Origin of the sequence: Nonomuraea sp. NPDC049655, assembly GCF_044465465.1 — a bacterium.
Lineage (GTDB): Bacteria > Actinomycetota > Actinomycetes > Streptosporangiales > Streptosporangiaceae > Nonomuraea.
The window spans coordinates 117,592-140,064 of sequence record NZ_JBITLS010000019.1; the positions used below are offsets into that span (position 1 = coordinate 117,592).

16 protein-coding genes are annotated in these 22,473 nt (G+C 72.4%); 9 read left to right on the plus strand and 7 right to left on the minus strand.

What is annotated here, in order from left to right; genetic code table 11:
- Positions 1–1,699 precede the first annotated feature (1,699 nt).
- Complete coding sequence (gene lexA, locus ACIBQ6_RS45240; protein ID WP_352357808.1) at positions 1,700–2,407, plus strand: transcriptional repressor LexA; 708 nt, start codon at positions 1,700–1,702, stop codon at positions 2,405–2,407.
- Positions 2,408–2,788: 381 nt separating this feature from the next.
- The gene (locus ACIBQ6_RS45245; RefSeq protein WP_397218934.1) at positions 2,789–3,871 is read left to right on the plus strand and encodes a MalY/PatB family protein; all 1,083 of its coding nucleotides are present in this window, start codon (positions 2,789–2,791) and stop codon (positions 3,869–3,871) included.
- A 116-nt stretch (positions 3,872–3,987) separates the two neighbouring features.
- Here ACIBQ6_RS45245 and ACIBQ6_RS45250 read toward each other — a convergent pair whose 3' ends face one another.
- Entirely contained in the window at positions 3,988–7,134 is a 3,147-nt protein-coding gene (locus ACIBQ6_RS45250) for a S41 family peptidase (protein WP_397218935.1), read from the minus strand.
- Between the two features lie 156 nt (positions 7,135–7,290).
- Here ACIBQ6_RS45250 and ACIBQ6_RS45255 point away from each other — a divergent pair, with 156 nt between their 5' ends.
- The gene (locus ACIBQ6_RS45255; RefSeq protein ID WP_397218936.1) at positions 7,291–7,713 is read left to right on the plus strand and encodes a hypothetical protein; all 423 of its coding nucleotides are present in this window, start codon (positions 7,291–7,293) and stop codon (positions 7,711–7,713) included.
- Positions 7,714–7,762: 49 nt separating this feature from the next.
- Positions 7,763–8,731 (plus strand): TIGR03557 family F420-dependent LLM class oxidoreductase, encoded by a 969-nt coding sequence (locus ACIBQ6_RS45260; RefSeq protein WP_358284170.1) that lies wholly within the window; start codon positions 7,763–7,765, stop codon positions 8,729–8,731.
- A gap of 4 nt (positions 8,732–8,735) precedes the next feature.
- Here ACIBQ6_RS45260 and leuS read toward each other — a convergent pair whose 3' ends face one another.
- Positions 8,736–11,183 (minus strand): leucine--tRNA ligase, encoded by a 2,448-nt coding sequence (gene leuS / locus ACIBQ6_RS45265; protein WP_397218937.1) that lies wholly within the window; start codon positions 11,181–11,183, stop codon positions 8,736–8,738.
- A gap of 537 nt (positions 11,184–11,720) precedes the next feature.
- On the opposite strand from leuS, the gene ACIBQ6_RS45270 reads away from it, so the two are divergent.
- On the plus strand, positions 11,721–13,400 hold the full coding sequence (locus ACIBQ6_RS45270) for a hypothetical protein (protein WP_397218938.1): 1,680 nt from the start codon (positions 11,721–11,723) through the stop codon (positions 13,398–13,400).
- Between the two features lie 24 nt (positions 13,401–13,424).
- Here ACIBQ6_RS45270 and ACIBQ6_RS45275 read toward each other — a convergent pair whose 3' ends face one another.
- Complete coding sequence (locus ACIBQ6_RS45275) at positions 13,425–14,666, minus strand: cytochrome P450 (RefSeq protein ID WP_387663540.1); 1,242 nt, start codon at positions 14,664–14,666, stop codon at positions 13,425–13,427.
- Between the two features lie 228 nt (positions 14,667–14,894).
- Here ACIBQ6_RS45275 and ACIBQ6_RS45280 point away from each other — a divergent pair, with 228 nt between their 5' ends.
- On the plus strand, positions 14,895–16,031 hold the full coding sequence (locus ACIBQ6_RS45280; RefSeq protein ID WP_397218939.1) for an RNA methyltransferase: 1,137 nt from the start codon (positions 14,895–14,897) through the stop codon (positions 16,029–16,031).
- Between the two features lie 48 nt (positions 16,032–16,079).
- Here ACIBQ6_RS45280 and ACIBQ6_RS45285 read toward each other — a convergent pair whose 3' ends face one another.
- Complete coding sequence (locus ACIBQ6_RS45285) at positions 16,080–16,919, minus strand: alpha/beta fold hydrolase (RefSeq protein ID WP_397218940.1); 840 nt, start codon at positions 16,917–16,919, stop codon at positions 16,080–16,082.
- A 74-nt stretch (positions 16,920–16,993) separates the two neighbouring features.
- Between ACIBQ6_RS45285 and ACIBQ6_RS45290 the strand changes: the two genes are divergently transcribed.
- The gene (locus tag ACIBQ6_RS45290; RefSeq protein WP_397218941.1) at positions 16,994–18,025 is read left to right on the plus strand and encodes an MFS transporter; all 1,032 of its coding nucleotides are present in this window, start codon (positions 16,994–16,996) and stop codon (positions 18,023–18,025) included.
- Here ACIBQ6_RS45290 and ACIBQ6_RS45295 read toward each other — a convergent pair.
- Complete coding sequence (locus ACIBQ6_RS45295) at positions 17,967–18,371, minus strand: ester cyclase (RefSeq protein WP_397218942.1); 405 nt, start codon at positions 18,369–18,371, stop codon at positions 17,967–17,969. The two genes, ACIBQ6_RS45290 and ACIBQ6_RS45295, sit on opposite strands and share 59 nt — an antisense overlap.
- Positions 18,372–18,418: 47 nt before the next feature.
- On the opposite strand from ACIBQ6_RS45295, the gene ACIBQ6_RS45300 reads away from it, so the two are divergent.
- Positions 18,419–19,060, plus strand: coding sequence for a TetR/AcrR family transcriptional regulator C-terminal domain-containing protein (locus ACIBQ6_RS45300; protein WP_397218943.1), 642 nt, complete (start codon positions 18,419–18,421; stop codon positions 19,058–19,060).
- Here ACIBQ6_RS45300 and ACIBQ6_RS45305 read toward each other — a convergent pair.
- Positions 18,990–19,676, minus strand: a complete 687-nt coding sequence (locus ACIBQ6_RS45305; protein WP_358284151.1) for a TetR/AcrR family transcriptional regulator C-terminal domain-containing protein — start codon at positions 19,674–19,676, stop codon at positions 18,990–18,992. The genes ACIBQ6_RS45300 and ACIBQ6_RS45305 overlap by 71 nt on opposite strands.
- Positions 19,677–19,726: 50 nt before the next feature.
- Between ACIBQ6_RS45305 and ACIBQ6_RS45310 the strand changes: the two genes are divergently transcribed.
- A complete protein-coding gene (locus ACIBQ6_RS45310) occupies positions 19,727–21,208 on the plus strand; it encodes an FAD-dependent oxidoreductase (protein WP_397218944.1) in 1,482 nt (493 codons plus the stop codon).
- Here the strand turns inward: ACIBQ6_RS45310 and ACIBQ6_RS45315 are convergent.
- Positions 21,183–22,436, minus strand: a complete 1,254-nt coding sequence (locus ACIBQ6_RS45315) for a cytochrome P450 (RefSeq protein ID WP_397218945.1) — start codon at positions 22,434–22,436, stop codon at positions 21,183–21,185. The genes ACIBQ6_RS45310 and ACIBQ6_RS45315 overlap by 26 nt on opposite strands.
- Positions 22,437–22,473 lie beyond the last annotated feature (37 nt).

Here is a 22,473-nt window from a genome sequence, read left to right on the forward strand (position 1 = left end):
CGTGGCCAAGCACCCCGACGCCCACAGCCGAAGCGCCGGGCGCCCCGGCCCCCACAGCCGCATGCCCGGCCGCCCGCGTCCCGAGCCAGAACCCGCCCAGGGACAGCAACACCATCACCACCACCAGCAGCACGATCCGCCCCCGGCGGGTCAGCCGCACCGGAGGAGCCGCAGCCTTGACGCCAGCCCCCGCGGGAATCACCCCGACACCCCGCCCACGGCCCCGCCGCCGCCGCCGCCGCCGCAAGACCGTAGGGGTCGTACGACCATTCCGTGCAAGCCCTGCACCGTCACCGGCCGGAGCACTTTCCGCCCCCACAACGCGTCCCAACATCTCCCGCCCCCCGCGAGCCTCACCGTCACCAGAACCCCCGTTCCTCCGCGCCCCCTGGCGCCGCGAGCCCCCCGGCCCGCTCACCACCTGCCCCCGATCCCGGCCCTTGGCCTCCCCAGAGCGCCGCCCCCGTACCGAGAACCGCTCCGCCACCCGTCCCGACCGCCGCCCCCGCCTGTCCGACCGCTCGGCCGACTGCTCCGAGCGCCGCCCTGGCTCGCCCGGCCGCTCCACCGACTGCCCCGAGCGCCGCCCCTGCTTGCTGGACCGCTCGACGGCCTCCTCCCGGCGTCGCCCCTGCTCGCCCAGCCGCTCGCTCCTCGTCCGGCGCCGCCCCTCAGCTTCGGGCTGCTCGGTCGAGTCGCCCGAGCGGCGCCTTCGCGTCTCGGGTCGGGCCGTGGGCTCACCAGAGCGCCGCCTACGAAGCTCGGGCCGGCCCGTGGCCTCCCCTGGACGCCGCCGTTCCCAGGGGCGGTCCGCCCGGGCCTCCGCCCGGCGCTCCCGCTCCCCTTCCGGCACGATCGCCGAGTTCCGGCCCGCCGGTCGCGCCGCACGGCCCCCCTGACCTCGCCTCCCCGACGCCTCCGCCAGACCTCGGCTTCCTGACATGTCGGCCTCGCCGCGCCTGCCCGGCCCCTCCGCCTGACCTCGGCCTCGCCGCCCCTCCGTCTCGTCTTCCGTATGCCGTCCGCTCGCTTCGGGCGGCCGTCGGCGCCAGGTGCCGGGCTCGGGCGGACGGGCGCGGGGTTTTGTCACGTCCGTGCCGGGGGTGCCCTGTTCGCCTTCGGGGCGGCGGCCAGTCAGTGTGTCGTCGGCGAGAGGCTGTCCACCGCCCTTCTGAGGCAGCGTCCGGTCGGCGCCCGTGTCCGTGTCCGCGTCGGGACGCGGGGAGGGGACCAGCCACAGCCGGGGGCGGCCCGAGCCTTGGACGGCTCCCCCTGAGCCGCCGGCGCGGCGCCGCCGGGTGTTCGAATCGGGAGCCGGTCGTTTTCCCGGATTTTCGTGGCGGCCGGAGCCGGTGTGCGGGTCGTCTCCCCGTCGGCCCGCGCCCCGGGTGGCGTCGGCGATTAGGGTGAGCCGGTTGGCGTCTTCGCTGGTCGTGTCGGTGCTCGGGGTCGTTCGCACGATTGACCTCCCGCCGTCTGGCCCGAGGAAACGGCCAAAATAAGATCAGCAAATCGAACACGGTGTCGATCGAACTCCCGTACGATGTTGTACACCACGCTGGCGACAATTTCGAGGAAGACTCGAACAATTGTTTGAAGATGATCTTCAACAGCGATACGGTCGCTGTGTGCGACATCAAGACCACGGACCGGGAGGTTCGCCGGTGAGGCGGGCCGCCGCCAGGCGAGGAGGAAGAGCATGAGCGAGCGGGAAGACGCTAACGGGGTCACAGACCTCGCGGTGCGCCGGCGCGACTCCCTGGGCCTGACGCCCAGGCAGCGCAAGATCCTCGAAGTGATCCGCGATTCGGTGCAGCAGCGCGGCTACCCGCCATCGATGCGCGAGATCGGCGAGGCCGTGCAGCTGACGAGCACGTCCAGCGTGTCGCACCAGTTGACCGCCCTGCAGCGCAAGGGATACCTGCGCCGCGACCCGCACCGGCCGCGCGCCCTGGAGGTGCGCCTGCCCGGCGAGCCCGTGCTGTGGGTCGACCCCGACGCCACCGACGACGAGGCTCCGGTGAGCCGGCCGACCGCCGCCTACGTCCCGCTCGTGGGCCGCATCGCCGCCGGTGGCCCGATCCTGGCCGAGGAGAGCGTGGAAGACGTCTTCGCCCTTCCCAAGCAGCTCGTCGGCGAGGGCACGCTCTTCCTGCTCCAGGTGGCCGGTGACTCGATGATCGAGGCCGCCATCGCCGACGGCGACTGGGTGGTCGTCCGCCAGCAGCCGGTCGCCGAGAGCGGTGACATCGTGGCCGCCATGATCGAGGGCGAGGCCACGGTCAAGACGTTCAAGCGCAAGGACGGGCACGTGTGGCTGGTGCCTCATAACTCGAACTACGAGCCCATCCCCGGTGACGAGGCCAGCGTGCTGGGCAAGGTGGTGGCCGTCCTCCGCCGCCTCTAGTCCGTCCGCCGGCCGGCCGCCCTCCTTGAGGCTGCGGCCGCCGTTCGGTTTCTCCGCGATCCGGCTTCCCTCACACGGGGGCTGTGGTCGTCGGCGCCATGTGGCGATTCCTCGCAAGTCGCACGCACCGAACGCCGCCCTCCAACGTCGAGGCCCTTCCACCCCGGCCTCGCGTGGAGGGCGGCGTCGCATCGCCCGCTCGCCTTTCTCCCGGGACGTTCCTTCGGGCCCCGGAACACAACGCGCCCACCCCCGCGCAGCCGCCCACGCCCCAGACGGCAGGCACCGGCATAAGGCCCCCCATACCGCCACACCGCAGACTCCTAGACTGTGCCCGTGACCGACACGAATGCCCCAAAAGAGACCCCCGCCTCCAAAGAGATGAAGGACCTCAAAGAGACGCATGACGGTCTCAAATGGGCAATCACCGCCCCCGGTGTCGTCCCCGCCTGGATCGCCGACATGGACCTGTCCACCGCCCCCGAGGTGATCGAGGCCCTGACCCGCCGCGCCGCCGGCGACCTCGGCTACCCGACCTGGCTGGACAAGCCGCAGGCCGGCCCCCTGGCCGAGGCGTTCGCCGAGCGCATGGCCGTCCGCCACGGCTGGACGGCCGACCCTTCGCACGTCCACACGTTCAGCGACATCAACCAGGCCCTCCAGGTGCTGCTGCACCTCTGGACCAAGCCGGGGGACGGCGTCGCGCTGCACACCCCCGCCTACCACCCGTTCCTGACGACCCTCGATGTCATGGAACGTCCGCTCGTCCCCATCCAGCTGGAACCGGACGGCGACGCGTGGCGGTTCGAGGTGCCCGACCTGTCCGGCTGCCGGGTGCTGCTGCTGGTCAACCCGCAGAACCCGACGGGCCGCGTGTTCACCCGCGCCGAGCTGGAAGGGCTGGCCGAGCACGTCGAACGCCACGACCTGCTGGTGCTGGCCGACGAGATCCACGCCGACCTCACCTACGCGCCCCACCGGCACATCCCCTTCGCGACGATCCTCCCCGAGCGCACGGTCACCCTCACCTCGGCCACGAAGGCGTTCAACCTGGGCGGCATCCGCTGCTCGGTCGCCCACATCGGACACGCCGGGATACGCGCGGCCCTGGCGGCGCAGCCGCCGTTCCTCTTCGGCTCGACGCACCTGTTCGGGGTGGAGGCCACGGTCGCGGCCTGGCGGCACGGCGACGCCTGGCTGGACCGGACCCGGGCGCTGCTCGACCGCAACCGCCGGCTGATCGCCGAGCGGCTGCCGGACCGGTTCGGGTACCGGATGCCCCAGGCCACCTACCTGGCGTGGCTGCACACCGGCCAGCCCGGCATGGCCGAGGTCATCGAGCGGGAGGCCAAGGTGCGGCTCAACGACGGCGCGTCGTTCGGGCCGGGCGGCGCGGACTACGTACGGCTGAACTTCGCGACGACCGAACCGGTGCTCTCGGAGATCCTCACCAGGCTGAACTGAGGCGGGCCCGGCGCTCTTCGAGACCGCCAGGCCGGGCCGGCAGACGGCCGGACCGGCCGCGCTCCGAGATCCCGCCAGGCTGAGGGGCGGCCCCGACGGGCCGCCCCTCAGGACGGTCAGCTCAGCGGCGGCAGGTCCGGCGGGGTGGCGGCCGGACGCTCCTCCAGCGCGGCGAGCGCCAGCTCGACCGCCTTCGCCAGCTGCGGGTCGCGGCCCGCCACCCGGTCCTGCGGCGTGATCACGACCTCGACGTCGGGATCGACGCCGTGGTTCTCCACGCCCCAGCCCGGCCCCTCCAGCCAGAACGCGTACCGCGGCTGGGTCACCACGGTCCCGTCCACCAGGGAGTAGCGCGAGTCGATGCCGATGACGCCGCCCCAGGTCCTGGTGCCGACCAGCGGGCCGAGGCCGCGGTTCTTGATCCCGGCGCTGACGATGTCGCCGTCGGACCCGGCGAACTCGTCGGCGACGGCCACGATGGGCCCGCGGGGCGAGTCCTCGGGGTAGCGCATCGGCTCGTAGCCGCGGGCCCGCGCCCAGCCGGTGACCTTGCGCGACAACTTCTCCAGCACCAGCTCCGACAGATGCCCGCCGCCGTTCTCGCGCACGTCCACGACCAGCCCCTCGAAGGCCATCTCGGTACGCAGGTCGCGGTGGAACTGCGCCCACCCCGAGGCCACCATGTCCGGGACGTGCAGGTAACCGAGCCGCCCACCGGACGACTCGCGGACGAAGGCCCGCCGGCTCTCCACCCAGTCGTGGTAGCGCAGCTGGCTGTCGTCGGCGAGCGGGGTGACGACGACCCGGCGCGTCGAGCCGCCGGCCGCGGGCCGCACGGTCAGCTCCACGGGCTGGTCGGCGGTGCCGGACAGCAGCGCGAGCGGGCCGCGTACCGGATCGACCGGACGCCCGCCCACCGCCACGATCGCGTCGCCGGGACGGATCGCGACGCCGGGCGCGAGCAGCGGCGAGCGGGCCGCGTGGTCGGAGGTCTCGCCCGGCAGGATGCGCTCGACCCGCCAGGTCCCGTCCTCGTCCTTGGCCAGGTCGGCGCCGAGCAGGCCCTGGCGGCGGCGCGGGTCGCTGACGCCGTCGTGGCCCCTGGCGTAGGCGTGCGAGGTGCCGAGCTCGCCCTGCACCTCCCACAGCAGGTCGATCAGCTCGGAGTGGCAGCCGAGGCGGCCGACCAGCGGCTCGTACCGGTCGAGCGTGGCCTGCCAGTCGTGGCCGCCCATGTCCTCGCGCCAGAAGTGGTCGCGCATGAGCCGTCCGGCCTCGCGGTAGCCCTGGAGCCATTCGGCGACCGGGTCGATCTGGACGGTGATGCGGTCGAGGTCGATGGTGACGACCTCGTCGCCCTCGCCGGCCGCCCGCGTCTGCAGGCCGTTCTTGCCGTTGGTGACGAGCCTGGTGCCGTCGCCGCTGACCTCGAAGGCCCGCACCTCCTTGCCGAGTTCGGCCTTGGCGCGCTTCTTGAGGTCGTAGCGTTCGAGCACGGTCTCGTTCACCGGCTCGGTGCCGTCGCCGAGCTGGCCCGTCAGGGGGTGGCGGAGCCAGAGCAGCGCGTCCTTGGCGGTCCTGAGGTTGCCGTAGCGGCCCGCCGGCACGGGTACGGGCACCACGCGGGAGGCCAGCGCCTCCGGGTCCACCTCGGTACGCGGCGGCGCGTCGTCCTTCTTGTCGTCCTTGCCGGGCTTGTCGTCCTCCCCGTTGAACCCCCGTCCCTGCAACGACGGGTCGAACGGCGACGGCGTGGCGGCCTGCAGCGGCACGATGTACGGCCGGCAGCCCGCCGGGAACGACAGGTCGAACACGTGCGCGTCGTACACCGGGTCGAACGTGCGCACCGACAGGAAGGCCAGGTGCTTGCCGTCCTTGGTGAACACCGGGTCGTAGTCGGAGAAGCGCAGCGGCGTCACGTCGATCACCGATGTGCCGTCCACGCGGCCCATCTTGATCTGCGACAGCGGCTCGTGGTCCGGATGCACCCAGGCCAGCCAGCCGGAGTCCGGCGAGAAGGTGACCCCGCTGATGTCGCCCTGGGTGGTGCGGTCGAGCTCGCGCAGGTCGCCGGACTCCAGGTCCACGACGAGCAGCCGCCCGTCGTGCGTGGCCACGGCCGCGTGCTTGCCGTCGGGGGCGGCGGTCAGTTCGAGCACCCTGCCGAGCTGCCCGCCGGCCAGGCTCCTGATCTCGCCGCCGGGGGCGCCGGTCTCCAGCCCGTCCTCGCCGCCGGCGTCGGAGACCCACACGGCCCGGCCGTCGGCGCCGAGGGCGCGCGGCAGGCGTACCCGCACGCCGGGTTCCACCCGCAGCGTGCCCGCGGGCCCGTCGCGGTGGGTCACCCAGTGCGCGGTGCCGCGGATCTCGACCGCGCTGGCCCGCCCGGTCGTGTCCGGGGAGAAGGCGCCGACGCGCGTGGGCGCGGGGCGGCGCGCCCGTCCCGGTCGCGGGCCGCCGAGCTTCACCTCCAGCTTGTACGGCTCGGCGTCCAGGCTCTCCAGCAGCCACAGGTCCCCCGCGTGGCTGTAGATCACCCGCTCGCCGTCGCTCGTGGCGTGACGGGCGTAGAACTCGTCGTGGCTGGTGTGCCGGCGCACGTCGGACCCGTCGGGAAGGGCCGAGTAGAGGTTCCCCACGCCGTCCGCGTCGGACAGGTAGACGATCCGGTCGCCGACCCAGTTCACCGCCCAGTGCTGGGCGGGGCTGTCGGCGAACAGCCGGACGAACTCCCCGTCGCCGTCGGCGTCGACCCAGATCTTGGCCGCCGTCCCGCCCCGGTAGCGCTTCCACTGGGACGGCTCGCGCCAGACCGGCGACACCGTGGCCACCTTCGCGCCGTTGACGGCCGCGTCGCTGACCCAGCCGTACGGCAGCCGCCCGGCCGGCCCCCCGTCGAGCGGGACGGCGTACGCCCACAGCCGGGTACGCGACGCCTCCCCGGTGGAGCTGACCGCGAGCACGGCTCCGTCCGCGGTCCAGCCGCGGACGCCGGTCATGGCGTTGCCCCAGTGCGTCAGCCGGGTGCCTTCGGCGCCGTCGAGCTCGGCCGCGAACACCTCGGGGGCGCCCTCCTTGCCGCTGGTCCACGCGATGCGCGAGCCGTCGGGCGAGAAGCGCGGGGTGGAGACCGGCACGCGGTCGGCGGTGAAGCGCCAGGCCCGGCCGCCGGCGACGGGGGCGAGCCAGACATCGTCGTCGGCGACGAAGGTGACCAGGTCACCAGACAGATGTGGATATCTCAGGTATGCGCCATATGTCACAGCTAGACACTAATGCGAGACACCAAACCAGCTAAAGATTTTCTCTCAGAGCGGCGGTCCACCGTCCGCGAACAGCCAAGACCGTCCGATGTCCCGGATGTGCGGGGAACGGCAGGGAAGGAGCCAATCGCCACAAATCACACGCTGTGAGGAATCATGCGATTTTTCGTCCGCCCACACCAGGTCCCGGGCCGCCTGGCCGCCGCCGCCATCATCCTCAACTCCGGGATCGGCAAGACCAAGGCCGACGAGCAGACGGCGGCCGGCCTGCACGGCATGGCCGCGGGCACGTACCCGTTCCTGCGCGGCCAGGACCCGGTGGCCTTCACCCGGCTGCTGTCCAAGGGCGAGCTCGCCCTCGGGGCCGCGCTCGTCCTGCCGTTCGTGCCGTCGCTGCTGGCCGGCGCGGGGCTGACCGCGTTCGCCGCGGGCCTGCTCGGGCTCTACCTCAGGACGCCGGGCATGCGCGAGGAGGGCAGCCTGCGCCCGAGCCAGCAGGGCATCGGCCTGTCCAAGGACCTCTGGCTGCTGGCCATCGGCCTCGGGCTGGTGATCGAGGAGCTGCGGAGTGACGATTGATCTCCGGACGCCCGACCCTAATCCGGACAAACGTGGGTAGCCCGACCGCATGGTACAAATCGGCTACACCTTGATGTCCGAGCAGACCCCGGCCCGCGAACTGGTGGACTACGCCGCCACCGCCGAGCGCGTCGGCTTCGACTACGCGGTCATCTCCGACCACTACTTCCCGTGGATCGAGGAGATGGGCCACTCGCCGTACTGCTGGTCGGTGCTGGGCGCGGCGGCGCAGGTGACCGAGCGCCTGCCGCTCATGACGTACGTGACCTGCCCCATCATGCGCTACCACCCGGCCGTGGTGGCGCAGAAGGCGGCCACGATGGGGGTGCTGAGCGAGGGCAGGTTCACCCTGGGCCTGGGCGCCGGCGAGAACCTCAACGAGCACGTCGTCGGCGAGGGCTGGCCGCCGGTGGACACCAGGCACCGGATGTTCGCCGAGGCCGTGCAGATCATCAAGGAGCTGTTCAGCGGCGAGTACGTCACCTACCAGGGCGAGTTCTTCGACGTCGACTCCGCCAAGCTCTACGACCTGCCGGACGAGCAGGTGCCGATCGGCATCGCCGCCTCCGGCGGCCGGTCGGCCGAGCTCGCCGCGGAGCTGGGCGACGTGCTGGTCATCAACGACCCGATGCCCGAGGTGGTGCAGCAGTTCCACGCCGCGGGCGGCCAGGGCAAACCGGTCTACGGCCAGCTCCCCATCGCCTACGACACCGACCCCGAGGCCGCCAAGGAGCGGGCCCACCGGCTGTGGCGCTGGTCGGGCGTCGGCGGCTGGAAGGTCATGGCCGAGCTGCCCGGCCCGGTGAACTTCGCCGCCGCGGCCGGCTCGGTGCGCCCCGAGGACGTCGCCGAGAGCGTGCCCTGCGGCGACGACCTGGACGCCGTCGTGCAGGGCGTCAAGAAGTTCGCCGACGCCGGGTACACGCACGTGGCGCTCGTGCAGATCGGGCACGACCAGCAGGAGCCGTTCTTCGACTGGGCGGAGAAGGAGCTCCTGCCGGCCCTGCGCCGGATCTAGCCGCCTACGGGACGATGTTGACCAGCTTGGGCGCGCGCACGATCACCTTGCGCGGCGCGCCCTGGAGGTAGCCGGACACCTTGTCGGAGGCCAGGGCCAGGGCCCGCAGCTCGTCCTCGGAGATGTCGGGGGCGACCTCCAGCCGGTCGCGCACCTTGCCCGCCACCTGCACCACGCACGTGACCGACTCCTGCACCAGCAGCGCGGGGTCGGCGACGGGCCAGCCGGCGAAGGCGACCGGACCGGTGCGGCCCAGGCGCTCCCAGCCCTCCTCGGCGACGTAGGGCGCCACCAGCGACAGCATGACGGCCAGCGACTCGGCGGCCTCGCGCACCGCCGGGTCGGCCGCGCCGGGACCGGAGTCGATGGCCTTGCGGGCGGCCGAGGTCAGCTCCATCATGCGGGCCACCGCGACGTTGAAGCGCTGCGACTCGACCAGCTTGGTGACCTCGTCGATCGTGCGGTGGGTGACCTTGCGCAGCTCGGCGTCGCCGCCCTCGAACGACACGCCGGGCTCGGCGGTCGCCTCCGACATCACGCGCAGCACGCGGGCCAGGAACTTCTGCGAGGCGGCCGGCGAGACGTCGGCCCAGTCGATGTCGTCCTCCGGCGGACCGGCGAAGATCATCGTCAGGCGTACGGCGTCGACGCCGTACGCGTCGATCTGCTGGCCCAGGTCGATGCCGTTGCCCAGGGACTTCGACATCGCCTTGCCGCCGTTGATCACCTGCCCCTGGTTCAGCATGCGCAGGAACGGCTCGGTGAAGCTCACCATGCCCATGTCGTGCAGGACCTTGGTGAAGAAGCGCGAGTACAGCAGGTGGAGGACGGCGTGCTCGATGCCGCCGACGTACTGGTCGATCGGGCCCCACTTGCGCACCTGCTCGGGGTCGAACGGCCCGTCGGTGTAGCCGGGCGAGGTGTAACGCAGGAAGTACCAGGACGAGTCGACGAACGTGTCCATCGTGTCGGTGTCGCGCTTGGCCGGACCGCCGCACTTGGGGCACTCGACGTTGACCCACTCGGTGGCGCTGGCCAGCGGGGAGACGCCCTTGGGCGCCAGCGCCTCGCCGCGCAGGTCGGGCAGCGTGACGGGCAGCTGCTCGTCGGGGACGGGCACCTCGCCGCAGTCGGCGCAGTGGATGATCGGGATCGGCGTGCCCCAGAACCGCTGACGGGACAGCAGCCAGTCGCGCAGCCGGAAGTTGACCGCGCCGGTGCCCCGGCCCTCGGCCTCCAGGATCTCGATGATCTTGGCGATGGCCTCGGCCTTGGTCAGCCCGTCGAGCGGGCCGGAGTTGACCAGCGTGCCCTCGCCGGGCGTGGCCTCGCCGGTCTCGCCGGGATCGGCCAGGCCGGTGTGGACGACGACCTTGACCGGCAGCTCGAACTTCCTGGCGAAGTCGAGGTCGCGCTGGTCGTGGGCGGGCACGGCCATGATCGCGCCGTGGCCGTAGTCGGACAGCACGTAGTCGGCCGCCCAGACCGGGATGCGCTCGCCGCTGACCGGGTTGACCGCGTGGCGGCCCAGGAAGACGCCGGTCTTCTCCTTGTCGGTGGACAGGCGCTCGATGTCGCTCAGCTTGGCGACCTCGGCGCGGTAGGCCTCGAAGGCCGGGCGCTGCTCGTCGGTGACGATCTCGTCGGCCAGCGCGGCGTCGACCGCGACCACGAAGAACGTGGCGCCGTACAGGGTGTCGGGGCGCGTGGTGTAGACGTGGACCGGCTCGTCGCGGCCCTCGATCTCGAACAGCACGTCGGCGCCCTCGGAGCGGCCGATCCAGTTGCGCTGCATGGTCAGCAGGCGCTCGGGCCAGCCGTCGAGCTGTTCCATGTCGTCCAGCAGGCGCTGGGCATAGTCAGTGATCTTGAAGTACCACTGCGTCAGCTCGCGGCGGATGACGTCGGCGCCGCAGCGCTCGCACTTGCCCGCCACGACCTGCTCGTTGGCCAGCACCGTCTGGTCGTTGGGGCACCAGTTGACCAGGCCGCCCTTGCGGTAGGCCAGGCCGCGCTCGAAGAAGCGGTTGAACAGCCACTGGTTCCAGCGGTAGTACTCGGGGTCGCTGGTGTGCAGGCGGCGCGACCAGTCGAAGGAGATGCCGTAGCGCCGGAAGGAGTGGGCCTGCGTCTCGATGTTGGCGTAGGTCCACTCGGCGGGGTGGGCGTTGCGCTTGATCGCGGCGTTCTCGGCGGGCAGGCCGAAGGAGTCCCAGCCGATCGGGTGCAGGACGTTGTAGCCCTGCTGCATCCAGTAGCGCGCGACGACGTCGCCGATGGCGAACACCTCGCCGTGGCCCATGTGGAGGTCGCCCGACGGGTAGGGGAACATGTCGAGCATGTAGCGCCGCTCCCGGGTGTCGGCCGCGTCCTCGCTCGCCCGGTAGGGCTCCTGTTCCTCCCATCGCTGCTGCCACTTGGCCTGCAGCGCCTGCGGGTCGTACTCACTCACGGCTACTGTCCTTCTGGCTTGACTCGGACCCATAAGAAAACCCCTCGTGCACGACGAGGGGTAGCCGCGACGGCGAGACCTCTCAGGGCCGTCGCGGCCCGCTAAGAAGCAGGGTCGCGGAACGCATGTGTCAAGCCTAGCGCACGTCTTCGACGGAATGCAGATACTCCGGGGACCGGCGCAGGCACAATAGACCCTTCAGGTCCAGCGAGACCTGATGGTGATGTATCCGTTGTGACCTCATATGTCCCTTTAGAATACTGTCGTCGCGTGGTGTACCCAGCTGAGCCAGATCGACCGGAGGGCGACCTGCCGCTGCAGGATCCGCCAACCGATCCGCACGGCTTCGCTCGTTTCGCTGCGAAACCAGCCGTATCTCCTGGAAAATCCCATGAGATCATGCCTGGTACGTCAAATCCGGATATAGCGGCACATCCGGACACAACCTCGGGAGGGCCGGCAGCAATGGCAACGGAGAATTCCGCGAGCTCCGGAGCGTCGCACCTGCCACCGTCCTGGCCGGAGGTCCGCAACGACGTGCCTTCCTCCTGGCCGTCCGGCGGGCAGGAGTCCTCCGGCGTGCCGATGTCGTGGCCGGAGGCCGCCCCGGCCCAGCCGTCCTGGCCCGAGGCCCCGCAGGCGCCCTCCTGGCCCGAGCCGCCGCGCCCCGACCCCTCCTGGCCCGACGTCCCGCGCAACGATTCAGCGCGGACCGGCTCACCGCGCAACGACTCACCGCGCAACGACCCGTCTCGCAACGACTCCCGCGCGCAGCAGCGGGGCGGCGACGCGTCGTGGCCGGAGCCGGCGCGGCCGTCCTGGCCCGACCCGCCCCGGCAGGAGCAGGGCTGGCCCGAGGCCCCCCGCCAGGAGGTCCCCGTCTCCTGGCCGGAGCAGCAGCAGCCGGCCCAGCCGCAGGACCCGGTGCCCGCCTGGTCGCAGCCGCCGACGCCGTCCCCCGGCGCGTGGTCCAACCTGTCCACGCCGGCGCCCTGGCCCAACAGCCCCGCCCCCGCCCCGTCGGCGTCCGCCGCCGACCCGCTGGACCGCACGGTCACGCTGGGCCGCGCGCCCGGCCCGCTCGACGCCCCCGTCCAGCCCGCGCCGTCGCCGCTCGACGGGCCCGGTGGACCTGGCGGACCTGGCGGACCTGGCGCGCCGTCCGCCGGCCCGGCCGACGAGCACACCGTCATGTACGGCGGCCGGCAGGCCGACACGATGGTGGGCGACCCCGCGATGCCCCCGGGCCCGCTCGCGGCGGCCCACGTCGGAGCGCCTCCGGCCGGACCGGGCATGCCCGGCGACGGCCACCCCGACCACCCGCGCCCCGGCTCGAACCTCAACCGCGACCCCTCCGACCCCGACCGCCGGTTCGTGACGGCCGGTCAGATCAGCGGCTCGCGCACCCCGCCCCCCGACCGCCAGCAGGAGCTCTGGAACAACGTCTTCGGCGACGAGTACCAGGGCGGCGACCACGACTCCCTGGACGACGAGCCGGGCAAGCCCATCTGGATCTACGCGCTCGGCGGCTCGGTCGTGATCGCCCTGGTCGCGGCGCTGCTATGGGCCTTCCTCGCGGGCCCGCTGGCCGGCGAGGACACCCCGGAGGGCAAGACCGCCTCCTCCCCAGCGGCCTCGGCCGGCCCCACGAAGGCGGGCACGGGCAAGCGCTCCACCACGATCCCCGCGCTGCCCAAGTACCCGGGCAAGGCGTCCCCGGTGACCGGCCGGGTCGAGGACGCGGCGGCCGGGGTCTCCCTGCCCCGCCTGGGCGGCAGCTGGCAGCTCGACCAGCGGGCCACGGTCAAGTCCACGTTCGGCTACGACACCCGCCAGTACACGGAGGTCGCGCCCGACAAGTACGCCCAGGTCATGTCGGGCCCGCTGCCGGCGAACCTGTCCTCCCTGTACCAGGAGGACGACCTGGAGCCGGTCATCCGGCGCATGGTGCTGCAGGCCCGCAAGGACTTCTACCCCGACGGCAACAAGGTCAGGAAGATCGCGCAGCAGCCGATCAAGGTGGGCGCCTCCACCGGCCGGCTCATCGCCTACGCCATGACCGCCGGCACGGAGAAGGCCACGATCGTCACGATGGCGGTCAACACCGGCGGCAGCGTGCCCGCCATCGTGTTCGTGTCGATCCCGGACGAGGGCAAGCAGCTCCTGCCGGACATCCGTACCGTGATGAACCAGCTCAAGCTGAGCGCGCAGTCCTGAGCCCCGGGCGCCGCCGCGCCCGGCTCAGAACGTGCACTCCATGTGCTTGATCCCGTTGATGAACGAGGAGTGCAGGCGGTCGGGCCTGCCGCCCTCGATCTGCGGCACCCGGCGCAGCAGCTCGCGGAACATCACCGTGATCTCCCGCCGGGCCAGGTGGGCGCCGAGGCAGAAGTGCGGCCCCGGCCCGCCGAAGCCGACGTGCGGGTTGGGGTGGCGGGTGATGTCGAAGCGGTACGGGTCGGCGAACACCCGCTCGTCCCGGTTCGCCGCCCAGTAGAACAGCACCACCTTCTCGCCGGCGCGGTAGAGGTGGCCGTTCATCTCGTGGTCGCGGGTGACCTTGCGGCGCATGAAGTTCACCGGCGAGGCCAGCCGGACGATCTCCTCCACGGCCCCGGGGGCGCGGCCCTCGACGTCCTCCAGCCACAGGGCGCGCTGGTCGGGGTTCTTGGTGAGCAGGCGCAGGCCGTAGGAGATGGCGTTCCTGGTCGTCTCGTTGCCCGCGACCACCAGCAAGATGAAGAACGACCCCAGCTCCTGCATCGTCAGCCGCTCGCCGTCGATGTTGGCGTTGACCAGCGAGGACGTCAGGTCGTTGGTGGGGTTGGCGGTGCGGTGGGCGGCGAGGTCCTGGACGAGCTGCTGCAGCTCCATCCCGGCGGTGAGCAGCCGGGTGGCCAGCTGGTCGAGGTCGCCGCCGGTGTACTCGGGGTCGAAGCCGCCGAGGATGATGTTCGAGCGGTCGAAGACGAACCGGTAGTCGCGCTCGGGGATGCCCATCATGTCGCAGATGATCTTCAGCGGAAGGCGCGCGGCCACGTCGGTGACGAAGTCGCCGCCGGGACCGGCGGCCACCAGGTCGTCGACGATGCGCACGGCGGCGGCCTCGACGTCCGACTCGAACTGCTTGATCATCTTGGGCGTGAAGGCCCGGGAGACGATCCTGCGCAGCCGGGCGTGCCGGGGGTCGTCCATGTTGATCATGGAGCCGAAGTACTCGGTGAACTCGGCGGGCATGTCGGGGATGTTCGTCGCGCCGCCGTCGCCGGAGCAGAAGACCTCGGGGTTGCGGCTCGCCTCCAGGATGTCGGCGTGCCTGGCCAGCGCGTAGTAGCCGGGCCCCTTGGGCGCGACGGCCATCTCCATCTCCTCGAAGAAGGCCGGCGTCTCGCGGGCGCGCAACCGGTCGAACGCCGCCTCGCGCTCGCTCATGGGCCTGGCCCAGAAGTTCCGGTCCGAAAGGTCGAAGTCCAGGACGGTCATAGGGCCATCATTCGGAAAGCGACCACTTACGTCAATGGGTTCGACGTACACCGTACGTGGCGGCCGGAAAAACCGGTGGCTCGCGCGGACGGGGCTTTGTAGGGTGCCGCGCATGACGTTCTTCTTCCTCCTCGGCTAGCGATCCGCCGGCGGGCCGTGGGCTGACCCACCGCCGGTGATGCGGGGCGGCCTGCCGCCGTCCCGGGTCGCTACGTGGGAGAAGAACAGTTGCTCACCTTGGCGGTGGCCAGGGCGGTGCGTGGCACCGAGCCCTTGGTCGCGGCGGAGATTCGGCGTGCCCGTCTCGGGGTCGTCGTCGGCGTCCGCCATCGGGAGGTGTGGTTCGAGGTCCGGCCCGGCGCCGGGCTCCTGGGATTGCGCACCGCGGACGACGTACTGCTGGCCGCGGCCGTGGTGGACGGGGTCGGCCACGGCCGCTCCGCGCTCGCCCGGCTGGCGCGGGCGGCCCGCGGGATCGACCTCGGCCCGCCCGGCGGCCCCGACGTCGAGGTCTCGGCCTCGTTCGTGGGACGCCGCAACTACACCAGGCACGAGATCGAGGACGCCGTCGGGACCGAGCTGGCCCGGTCGTGGCGGCTGCGCTACCACTCCCGGCGGGACGGCGGCCGGCCGCCCGCGGGGGCGACGGCGTGGCGGGTGACGATCGAGGGTGACCAGGCGGTCATCGCCCGGCGGGCCGGTGACCGGCCGCTGCACCGCAGGCCGTACAAGACGGCCTCGATCCCGGGCACGCTGCACCCGCCGCTGGCGGCCGCGATGGCCCAGCTCGCCGGGCTGGGCGCGGAGGGCTTCCGCGGCGTCGTGCTCGACCCCTGCTGCGGCGCGGGCACCACACTCATCGAGGCCCACGCGCTCACGCGCGCGCCGCACACCGGGCCCGCCGGGCTCTCCGGGCTCGCCGGGGGTGTCGGGGGTGTCGGGTTCGTCGGGTTCGACCGCGATCCGGCCGCCGTCGCGGCGGCCGCCGCGAACGCGCGGGCCGCCCTGCCACCGGACGGTCCTGGCCCGTTCCGCTGGGGGCTCGCCGACGCCGGGCGGCTCCCCGTGGCGGACGGAAGCGTGCGGCGGGTGCTGGTGAACCCGCCCTGGGGACGTCAGGTGCCGCCGCGCGGCCTGCTCGGGCCCGGCCTGGACCCGTTGTGGCGGGAGGTGCGGCGGGTGCTGGAACCCGGCGGCCTGGCCGTTGCGCTGCTCCACGACGATCCCGGCGCCGGCGGGACACCGGGCGGCGCGCCGCGCGGGTTCACGATCGAGCAGGCGCTCCCGGTGGGCCTGTCGGGACGCCACCCGGTGATCACCGTACTCAGCAGGCGGGACCGTGCCGGCCGAGGTGCCACCCGGTGATCACTGCGGTCAGGAGGCGAGCCGGTCCCCACCCGGTGATCACTGCGGTCAGGAGGCGGGGCCGAGCCAGTCGAGGATGAGGCCGTTGACTTCGGCGGGCCGTTCCAGGTGCAGGAAGTGGCCCGCGTCCGCCACCAGCTCGACCCGCGACCCCGGCGGCAGGCTGCCGGCCGCGTCCTTGGCCATCTCCACGCCCATGCACCCGTCGCGCTCGCCGTGCAGGTACAGGACCGGGCCCGCGGTGGCGGGGTCGACGTCCGGGTAGCGGCCGGAGGGGGGCGTGGTGCCGAGCGCGGCGCGGTAGTACCCGATGGCCGCCGCCATGTTGGCGGGCTCGCCCAGGCTGCGCCGGACGAACGCCAGGTCCTCGGCCGGGTCGTGGCCGGGCGACCAGTCCCGCCACAGCCGGTCGAGGAAGGCCGGGTCTGCGGCGGCCGGCTCGGCCAGCACGGTCTGGAACAGGAAGATGTAGAACGACCGCTTGAGCTGCTCGTACGCCAGCAGCCCGGGAAGCTGCGCGCCCGGCGGCGGCACCGCGAGCGCGACCGCCCGGCGGAAACGCCCGGCCAGGGCGTAGGCGGGGAAGGCTCCCCAGTCGTGCCCGACGATCACCGCGTTCTCGTCGCCGCCGAGTTCCTCGTGCAGCGCGCGCACGTCGGCGACCAGGGCCGCCTCCTCGTACGCGCCGTCGGCCGGGATCTCGGTGGGCGCGTAGCCGCGGCTGAACGGCGCGACGGCGCGGTAGCCGCGCCCGGCCAGCTCGGGCATCAGGTGCCGCCAGGTGTGCGCGGTGTCGGGGAACCCGTGCAGGCACAACGCCAGCGGCCCCTCCCCCACGGTCAGATACGCGAACTCCACACCGTTGGCGTGGATCGTTCTGATCTCCATGACTGGGAAACCTAGCATTCGCCTCCTTCCGGGAGTACCACTGCACAAGGGGCCTCTCATCGTGAGGAGCAGGTATGCGACGCGGATGGGTTCTCGCTCTCGCCTCACTGACCATCGTGCTCGTGGTGGTGGACCTGACCGCCGTGACCATCGCGCTGCCCGACATCCGCGCCGCCCTGGGGGCGAGCCTGCCCGAGGTGCAGTGGGTGGTGGACGCGTACGCGCTGACGCTGGCCGCCGTCCTGCTGCCCGCCGGGGTGCTGGCCGACAGGTACGGCCGCCGCCGGATGCTGGCCGTGGGCGTGACGGTCTTCACGGTGGCCTCGCTGGCCTGCGCGCTGGCCCCCACGGCTGCCCTGCTGGACGTGGCCAGGGGCGTCCAGGGCCTGGGCGCGTCCGCGCTGTACGGCACCACGACCCCGCTGATCGCCTCGGTCTACCCGGAGGGCCCGGCCCGGGGCCGGGCGCTCGGCATCTTCAGCGCCGTCTCCGGCCTGGCGATGACGCTGGGCCCGGTGGTGGGCGGCGTGCTGACGGCGACGTTCGGCTGGCGGGCCATCTTCCTGATCAACCTGCCGATCGGCGTGTTCATCCTGGTGGCGCTGCGGCAGCGGGTGCCGGAGTCGCGCGGCCGGGGTCACCTGGACCCGCTGGGCGTCGTGCTGATCGCCGCGGCGCTGTTCGCCATCATCCCGGCGCTCATCCACGACGTGCCGCTGCTGCTGGTGGCCGGGCTCGCGCTGCTGGCGGCGTTCGTGTTCGCCGAGCGGCGGACGGCGACGCCGATGATCGACTTCGGGCTGTTCCGGAACCGGGTGTTCGCTGTCGGCTCGGCCACGACGCTGCTCATGCTGGCCGCGCTGCTGGGCGGGTTCACGTACCTCACCCTGTACGTGCAGGGCCCCCTGGAGGCGAGCCCGGTCGAGGCCGGGGTGCGTTTCCTGGCCTTCAGCGCGGCCGCGGTCATCGGCCCGATCGCGGTCGGCCAGGTGCTGCACCGCTGGCCCATGGGCGCGCTGCTGCCGCTGGCCCTGGCGGGCGGGCGGATCAGTCGGTCTCCGGCCAGTCCCAGCCCAGCTGGAGGAACAGGCCCAGCCGGTCGCTGACCGCGCGGATCTCGCTGATCCGCCTCTCGCGGAGGGTGACCAGGAAGATCGCCTCGACGTCGAAACTGCGCCCGGTGGGCGTGGGCATGCGCGGGTGGGCGCCGGAGTGCGTGCCGGTCATGCGGAGCCGGGCGACCAGTTTGTCCCCCTCGGCGACGACCTCCTCGACCTCGATGTGGAACGGGTCGAACGCGTCGAGCTGCATCCGGATGCCCTCGAAGGCGGCGCCGGGCTCGTCCGGCTCACCGAAAATGATCTTGTTGTGGTCGACGACGTCGGGGGTCAGGTAGTCGCCCAGGTCGTCGAGGCGGCGTTCGTTGACGGCGGCGAAGAAGTCGGTGATCACTGTCGACCCTCTCTCTTACGGTGTAAGACGGCAGTATCTTACGGTGTATGAGAGAGCGGATGTCAAGGGAGCGGGTGCTGGAGGCGGCCCTCGGACTCCTCGACCGCGAGGGCGCGGCCGGGCTGTCCATGCGCAAGCTGGGCAAGGAGCTGGGCGTGGAGGCGATGACGCTCTACTACTACGTGCCGAACAAGGACGCGGTCCTCGACGGGCTGGTCGAGCTGGTGCTCTCGCGCGTCACGATCGAGCCCTCCGGCGACTGGCAGGTGTGGATGCGGGCGTTCGCCGAGTCGATCAGGGACGAGCTGCTGCGGCATCCCGCGCTCATGCCGGTGGTCGCCATCCGGCCGGTGGCCACGCCGGGAGCCCTGGGCATGGTCGAAGGCGCCGCCGCCGCGCTGACCCAGGCGGGCTTCACGGCCAAGGAGGCGCTGCACGTCATCAACGCGGTGTCGACGTTCGTGATCGGGCACACGCTGGCCGAGGCGGGGCCGGACAGCCCGCGGCAGCCCGACCTTGACCTGGCGGACCATCCGGTGCTGGCGCGGGCGGTCGCCGACGGCCTCGGCACGCCCGAGGACCACCGGGAGCGCTTCGAGCTGGCCGTGGCGGCCCTGCTCAGCGGATTCGCTCCGCGAACCCCTGAAGGAGGCACTCCAGCCCGAACTCGAACTGGTCGGCGAAGCTGAGGTCGTCGGCCTCGGCCACCCGCCGGTTGAACTCCGGATAGGCGCCGGTGGCCATCACCTCGCGGACATAGGGGCCGATCGTCGCCCGCCACTCCTCCTCCGACAGCCCCGTGCGGCGCAGCGCCTCCTGCTCGGCCAGCTCCTTGGCCACCGCGCCGAGCACGTAGTCGCCGATCACCCCGATCACGGCGGCGGCCCGGGTGATGTCGGAGGTCAGCGGCCGGGCCGCGGACAGCGCGTGCTCCACCCGCCGCAGCGAGTTGGGCCCGAGCGCCGGCCTGCTCGTCATCAGCGCGGCCAGCCACGGATGGCGCAGCACGCCGGCGCGCTGGTCGCGGGCCACCCCGGCCAGGTCGGCCCGCCAGTCTCCGGTCAGCGGACCGGGTTCGCCCTCGCCCCACACCGCGTCGACCATGAGGTCGAGCAGCTCGTCGCGGTTCTCCAGGTAGCGGTAGAGCGAGGTGGTGCCCGACTTGACCTCGCTCGCCACCCGGCGCATGGACACCGCGTCGAGGCCCTCGGCGTCGGCCACCGCGATCGCGGCCCGCACGATCGCCTCGACGCTCAGGGCCTGACGCTTCGGCGCGTACGGCTCGCGACTCCACACCAGTGACATCCGGCTCCCCCCTCTGGCCTTCATCGTACGCCTGTGGTTACAGTGTTCCCATGACGGACACAGTGTTCCCACAAAACGCCGACGTCCTGATCGTCGGCGGCGGCAGCGTCGGGCTGAGCGCGGCCGTGTTCCTCGCCCGCCACGGCGTGCCCGCCCTGGTCGTCGAGCGCGAGCCCGGCCCGCGGGCGCACCCCCGCGCCACCGGCATCGGCCCGCGGACGGTCGAGCTGCTCCGCGAGGCCGGCCTTGAGCGGGCGGTGGACGAGGTGGCCATCGACATGACGAACGCGACCCTCGGCAAGATCACCGTGGACACGCTGGCCGGCGCCGACCTCGCCGCGATCGCGGCCGGTCTGCCCGCCCGGACGCGGATGTTCGACACGGCGGCCTACAGCCCGGCCCGGCTGCGCGGCATATGCCCGCAGAACCGGCTGGACCGGGTGCTGCTCGACGCCGCCCGCGAGCGCGGCGCGCACGTCGCGTACGACACCGAACTGCTCTCCCTGGAGCAGGACGCCGACGGCGTGACGGCGGTCGTGTCCGGCCCGGACGGGACCCGCACCCTGCGCGCCCGCTACGTGATCGCCGCGGACGGCGTGCGCAGCGGGGTGCGGGCGGCGCTCGGCATCGGCGTGACCGGCCCCGGCGCGCTCGGCCCCGAGCTGCACAACGTCATGTTCCACGCCGATCTGAGCCACCTGACCGACGGGTACGGCTTCGCGCTCGCCGAGCTCACCACTCCCGACGCGCCCGGCATGCTCATGGCGATCGACGGCGAGAGCGAATGGGTCTTCCACACCGCCCAGGAACCCAGCCCCGACCTGCTCAGGACCGCGATCGGCGACCCCGGGCTGAAGGTCGAGATCGTCAGCGTGCTGGGCTGGCGGGCCCGCGGCCAGGTCGCCGACCGGTTCCGCGAGGGCCGCGTCTTCCTGGCCGGCGACGCGGCGCACGCCGTGCCGCCGACGGGCGCGTTCGGGCTGAACACGGGGGTCGCCGACGCCCACAACCTGGCCTGGAAGCTGGCCCGCGTGCTGACCGGCCGGTCGGCGCCCGCGCTGCTGGACACCTACCACGACGAGCGGCGGCCGGTCGCGCTGCTGGCGCTGGAGCAGTCGCGGCTGCGGATGCGGGACCTGCGGATGCACTTCGGCTCCGGCCCCGAGGCCGCCCGGCTCAGGGCGGCGGCGGGCGCGGTGAACGCCCCGATCGTGCACGTCGGTTACCGTTACGGCGGCGCCTCGGCGGTCGAGGGCCTGCCCTCCACCGAGGACGTGACGCTCTGCCTCGACGGCTCGCCCGGCTCGCGGCTGCCGCACGTGTGGATCGGCGAACGGTCCAGCCTCGACCTGGTCGGGCCCGATTTCAGCGTGTTCACCGGCGCGCCGGTGCCCGACCCCGGCGTCCCGGTGCACGTGGTCGAGGGCTGGCCGTACGGGACCGTGCTGGTGCGGCCGGACGGGTTCGTGGCCTGGCGCGGCGCGGACGACGGCCTGGCCGAGGCGGTCAGAACGTGTACGGCAGGTGCTTGATGCCGTTGATGAAGTTCGACAGCAGGAAGTCGGGCTCGCTGGCCGTCCTGATGCCGGGCAGGCGGGTGAACAGCTCGCGGAACATCACGCTCATCTCCCTGCGCGCCAGGTGGGCGCCCAGGCAGTAGTGGGGCCCCGGGCCGCCGAAGCCGACGTGCGGGTTGGGGTCGCGGGTGATGTCGAAGACGTCCGGGTCGGTGAAGACGGACTCGTCGCGGTTGGCCGAGTTGTAGAAGAGCAGCACCTTGTCGCCCTTCTTGTACGGCACGCCGTTCATCTCGTGGTCCCGGGTCAGCGTGCGGCGGAACTGGATCACCGGGGTCGCGTAGCGCACGATCTCGTCGCACGCCCGGCCGGCGCGCGCGTCGAAGTCGGCCAGCAGCAGCTCCCGCTGGCCGGGATGGTCGGTGAACAGCTTCAGCCCGTAGGCGATGGCGTTGCGGGTGGTCTCGCTGCCGGCCACCACCAGCAGGATGAAGAACGACCCCAGCTCCTGCGGGCTGAGCCGCTCCTCGCCGCCCACGAGCAGGCTGACCAGGTCGCCGGTCGGGCGTTTGCGGCGCTCGTCGCCGAGGCGGGCGGCCATCCGGTTCAGCGAGTAGCCGGCGCGCAGCAGCTTGGCCAGGCCGCGGGCGACGTTGACGCGGCTGAAGTTCGGGTCGATGCCGGTGTACTCGGGGTCGGCGTTGCCGAGGATGACGTTGGTCCGCCGCAACACCAGGTCATGAAATTTCGGCGGAATCCCCATCATGTCGCAGATGACCCGTACGGGGAGCCGGGCGGCGACCTGCGCCACGAAGTCGCCCGGCCCCTGCTCGATCGCCTCGTCCACGATCTCGGCGGCGGCCCTGGCCAGGTCCTCCTCCATCTTGGACAGGATGCGCGGGGTGAAGGCCCTGGAGACGATCCTGCGCAGGCGGGCGTGGCGCGGGTCGTCCATGTTGATCATCGAGCCGAAGTAGACGCTGAGCCAGCGCGGCATGTCCGGGATGCTGTTGGAACACGGCTCACTGCTGAAGACGGCCGCGTTCCTGCTGGCCTCGGTGACGTCGGCATGGCGCACGAGGGCGTGGTAGCCGGGCCCGCCGCCGATGAACGGCACGGTCTGCTCCGGCACGAAGAGGGGCCGTTCGAGCCGGCGCAGGCGGCGGAAGGTCTCCAAGCGGTCCGCCTGCGGCAGTCCCCAGAACGGTATCTGCGAGATGTCCAGATCCGCGGAGAGCGTCATACCGTACAAGCCTTGGGCAAGTGCTCACTTACGTCAA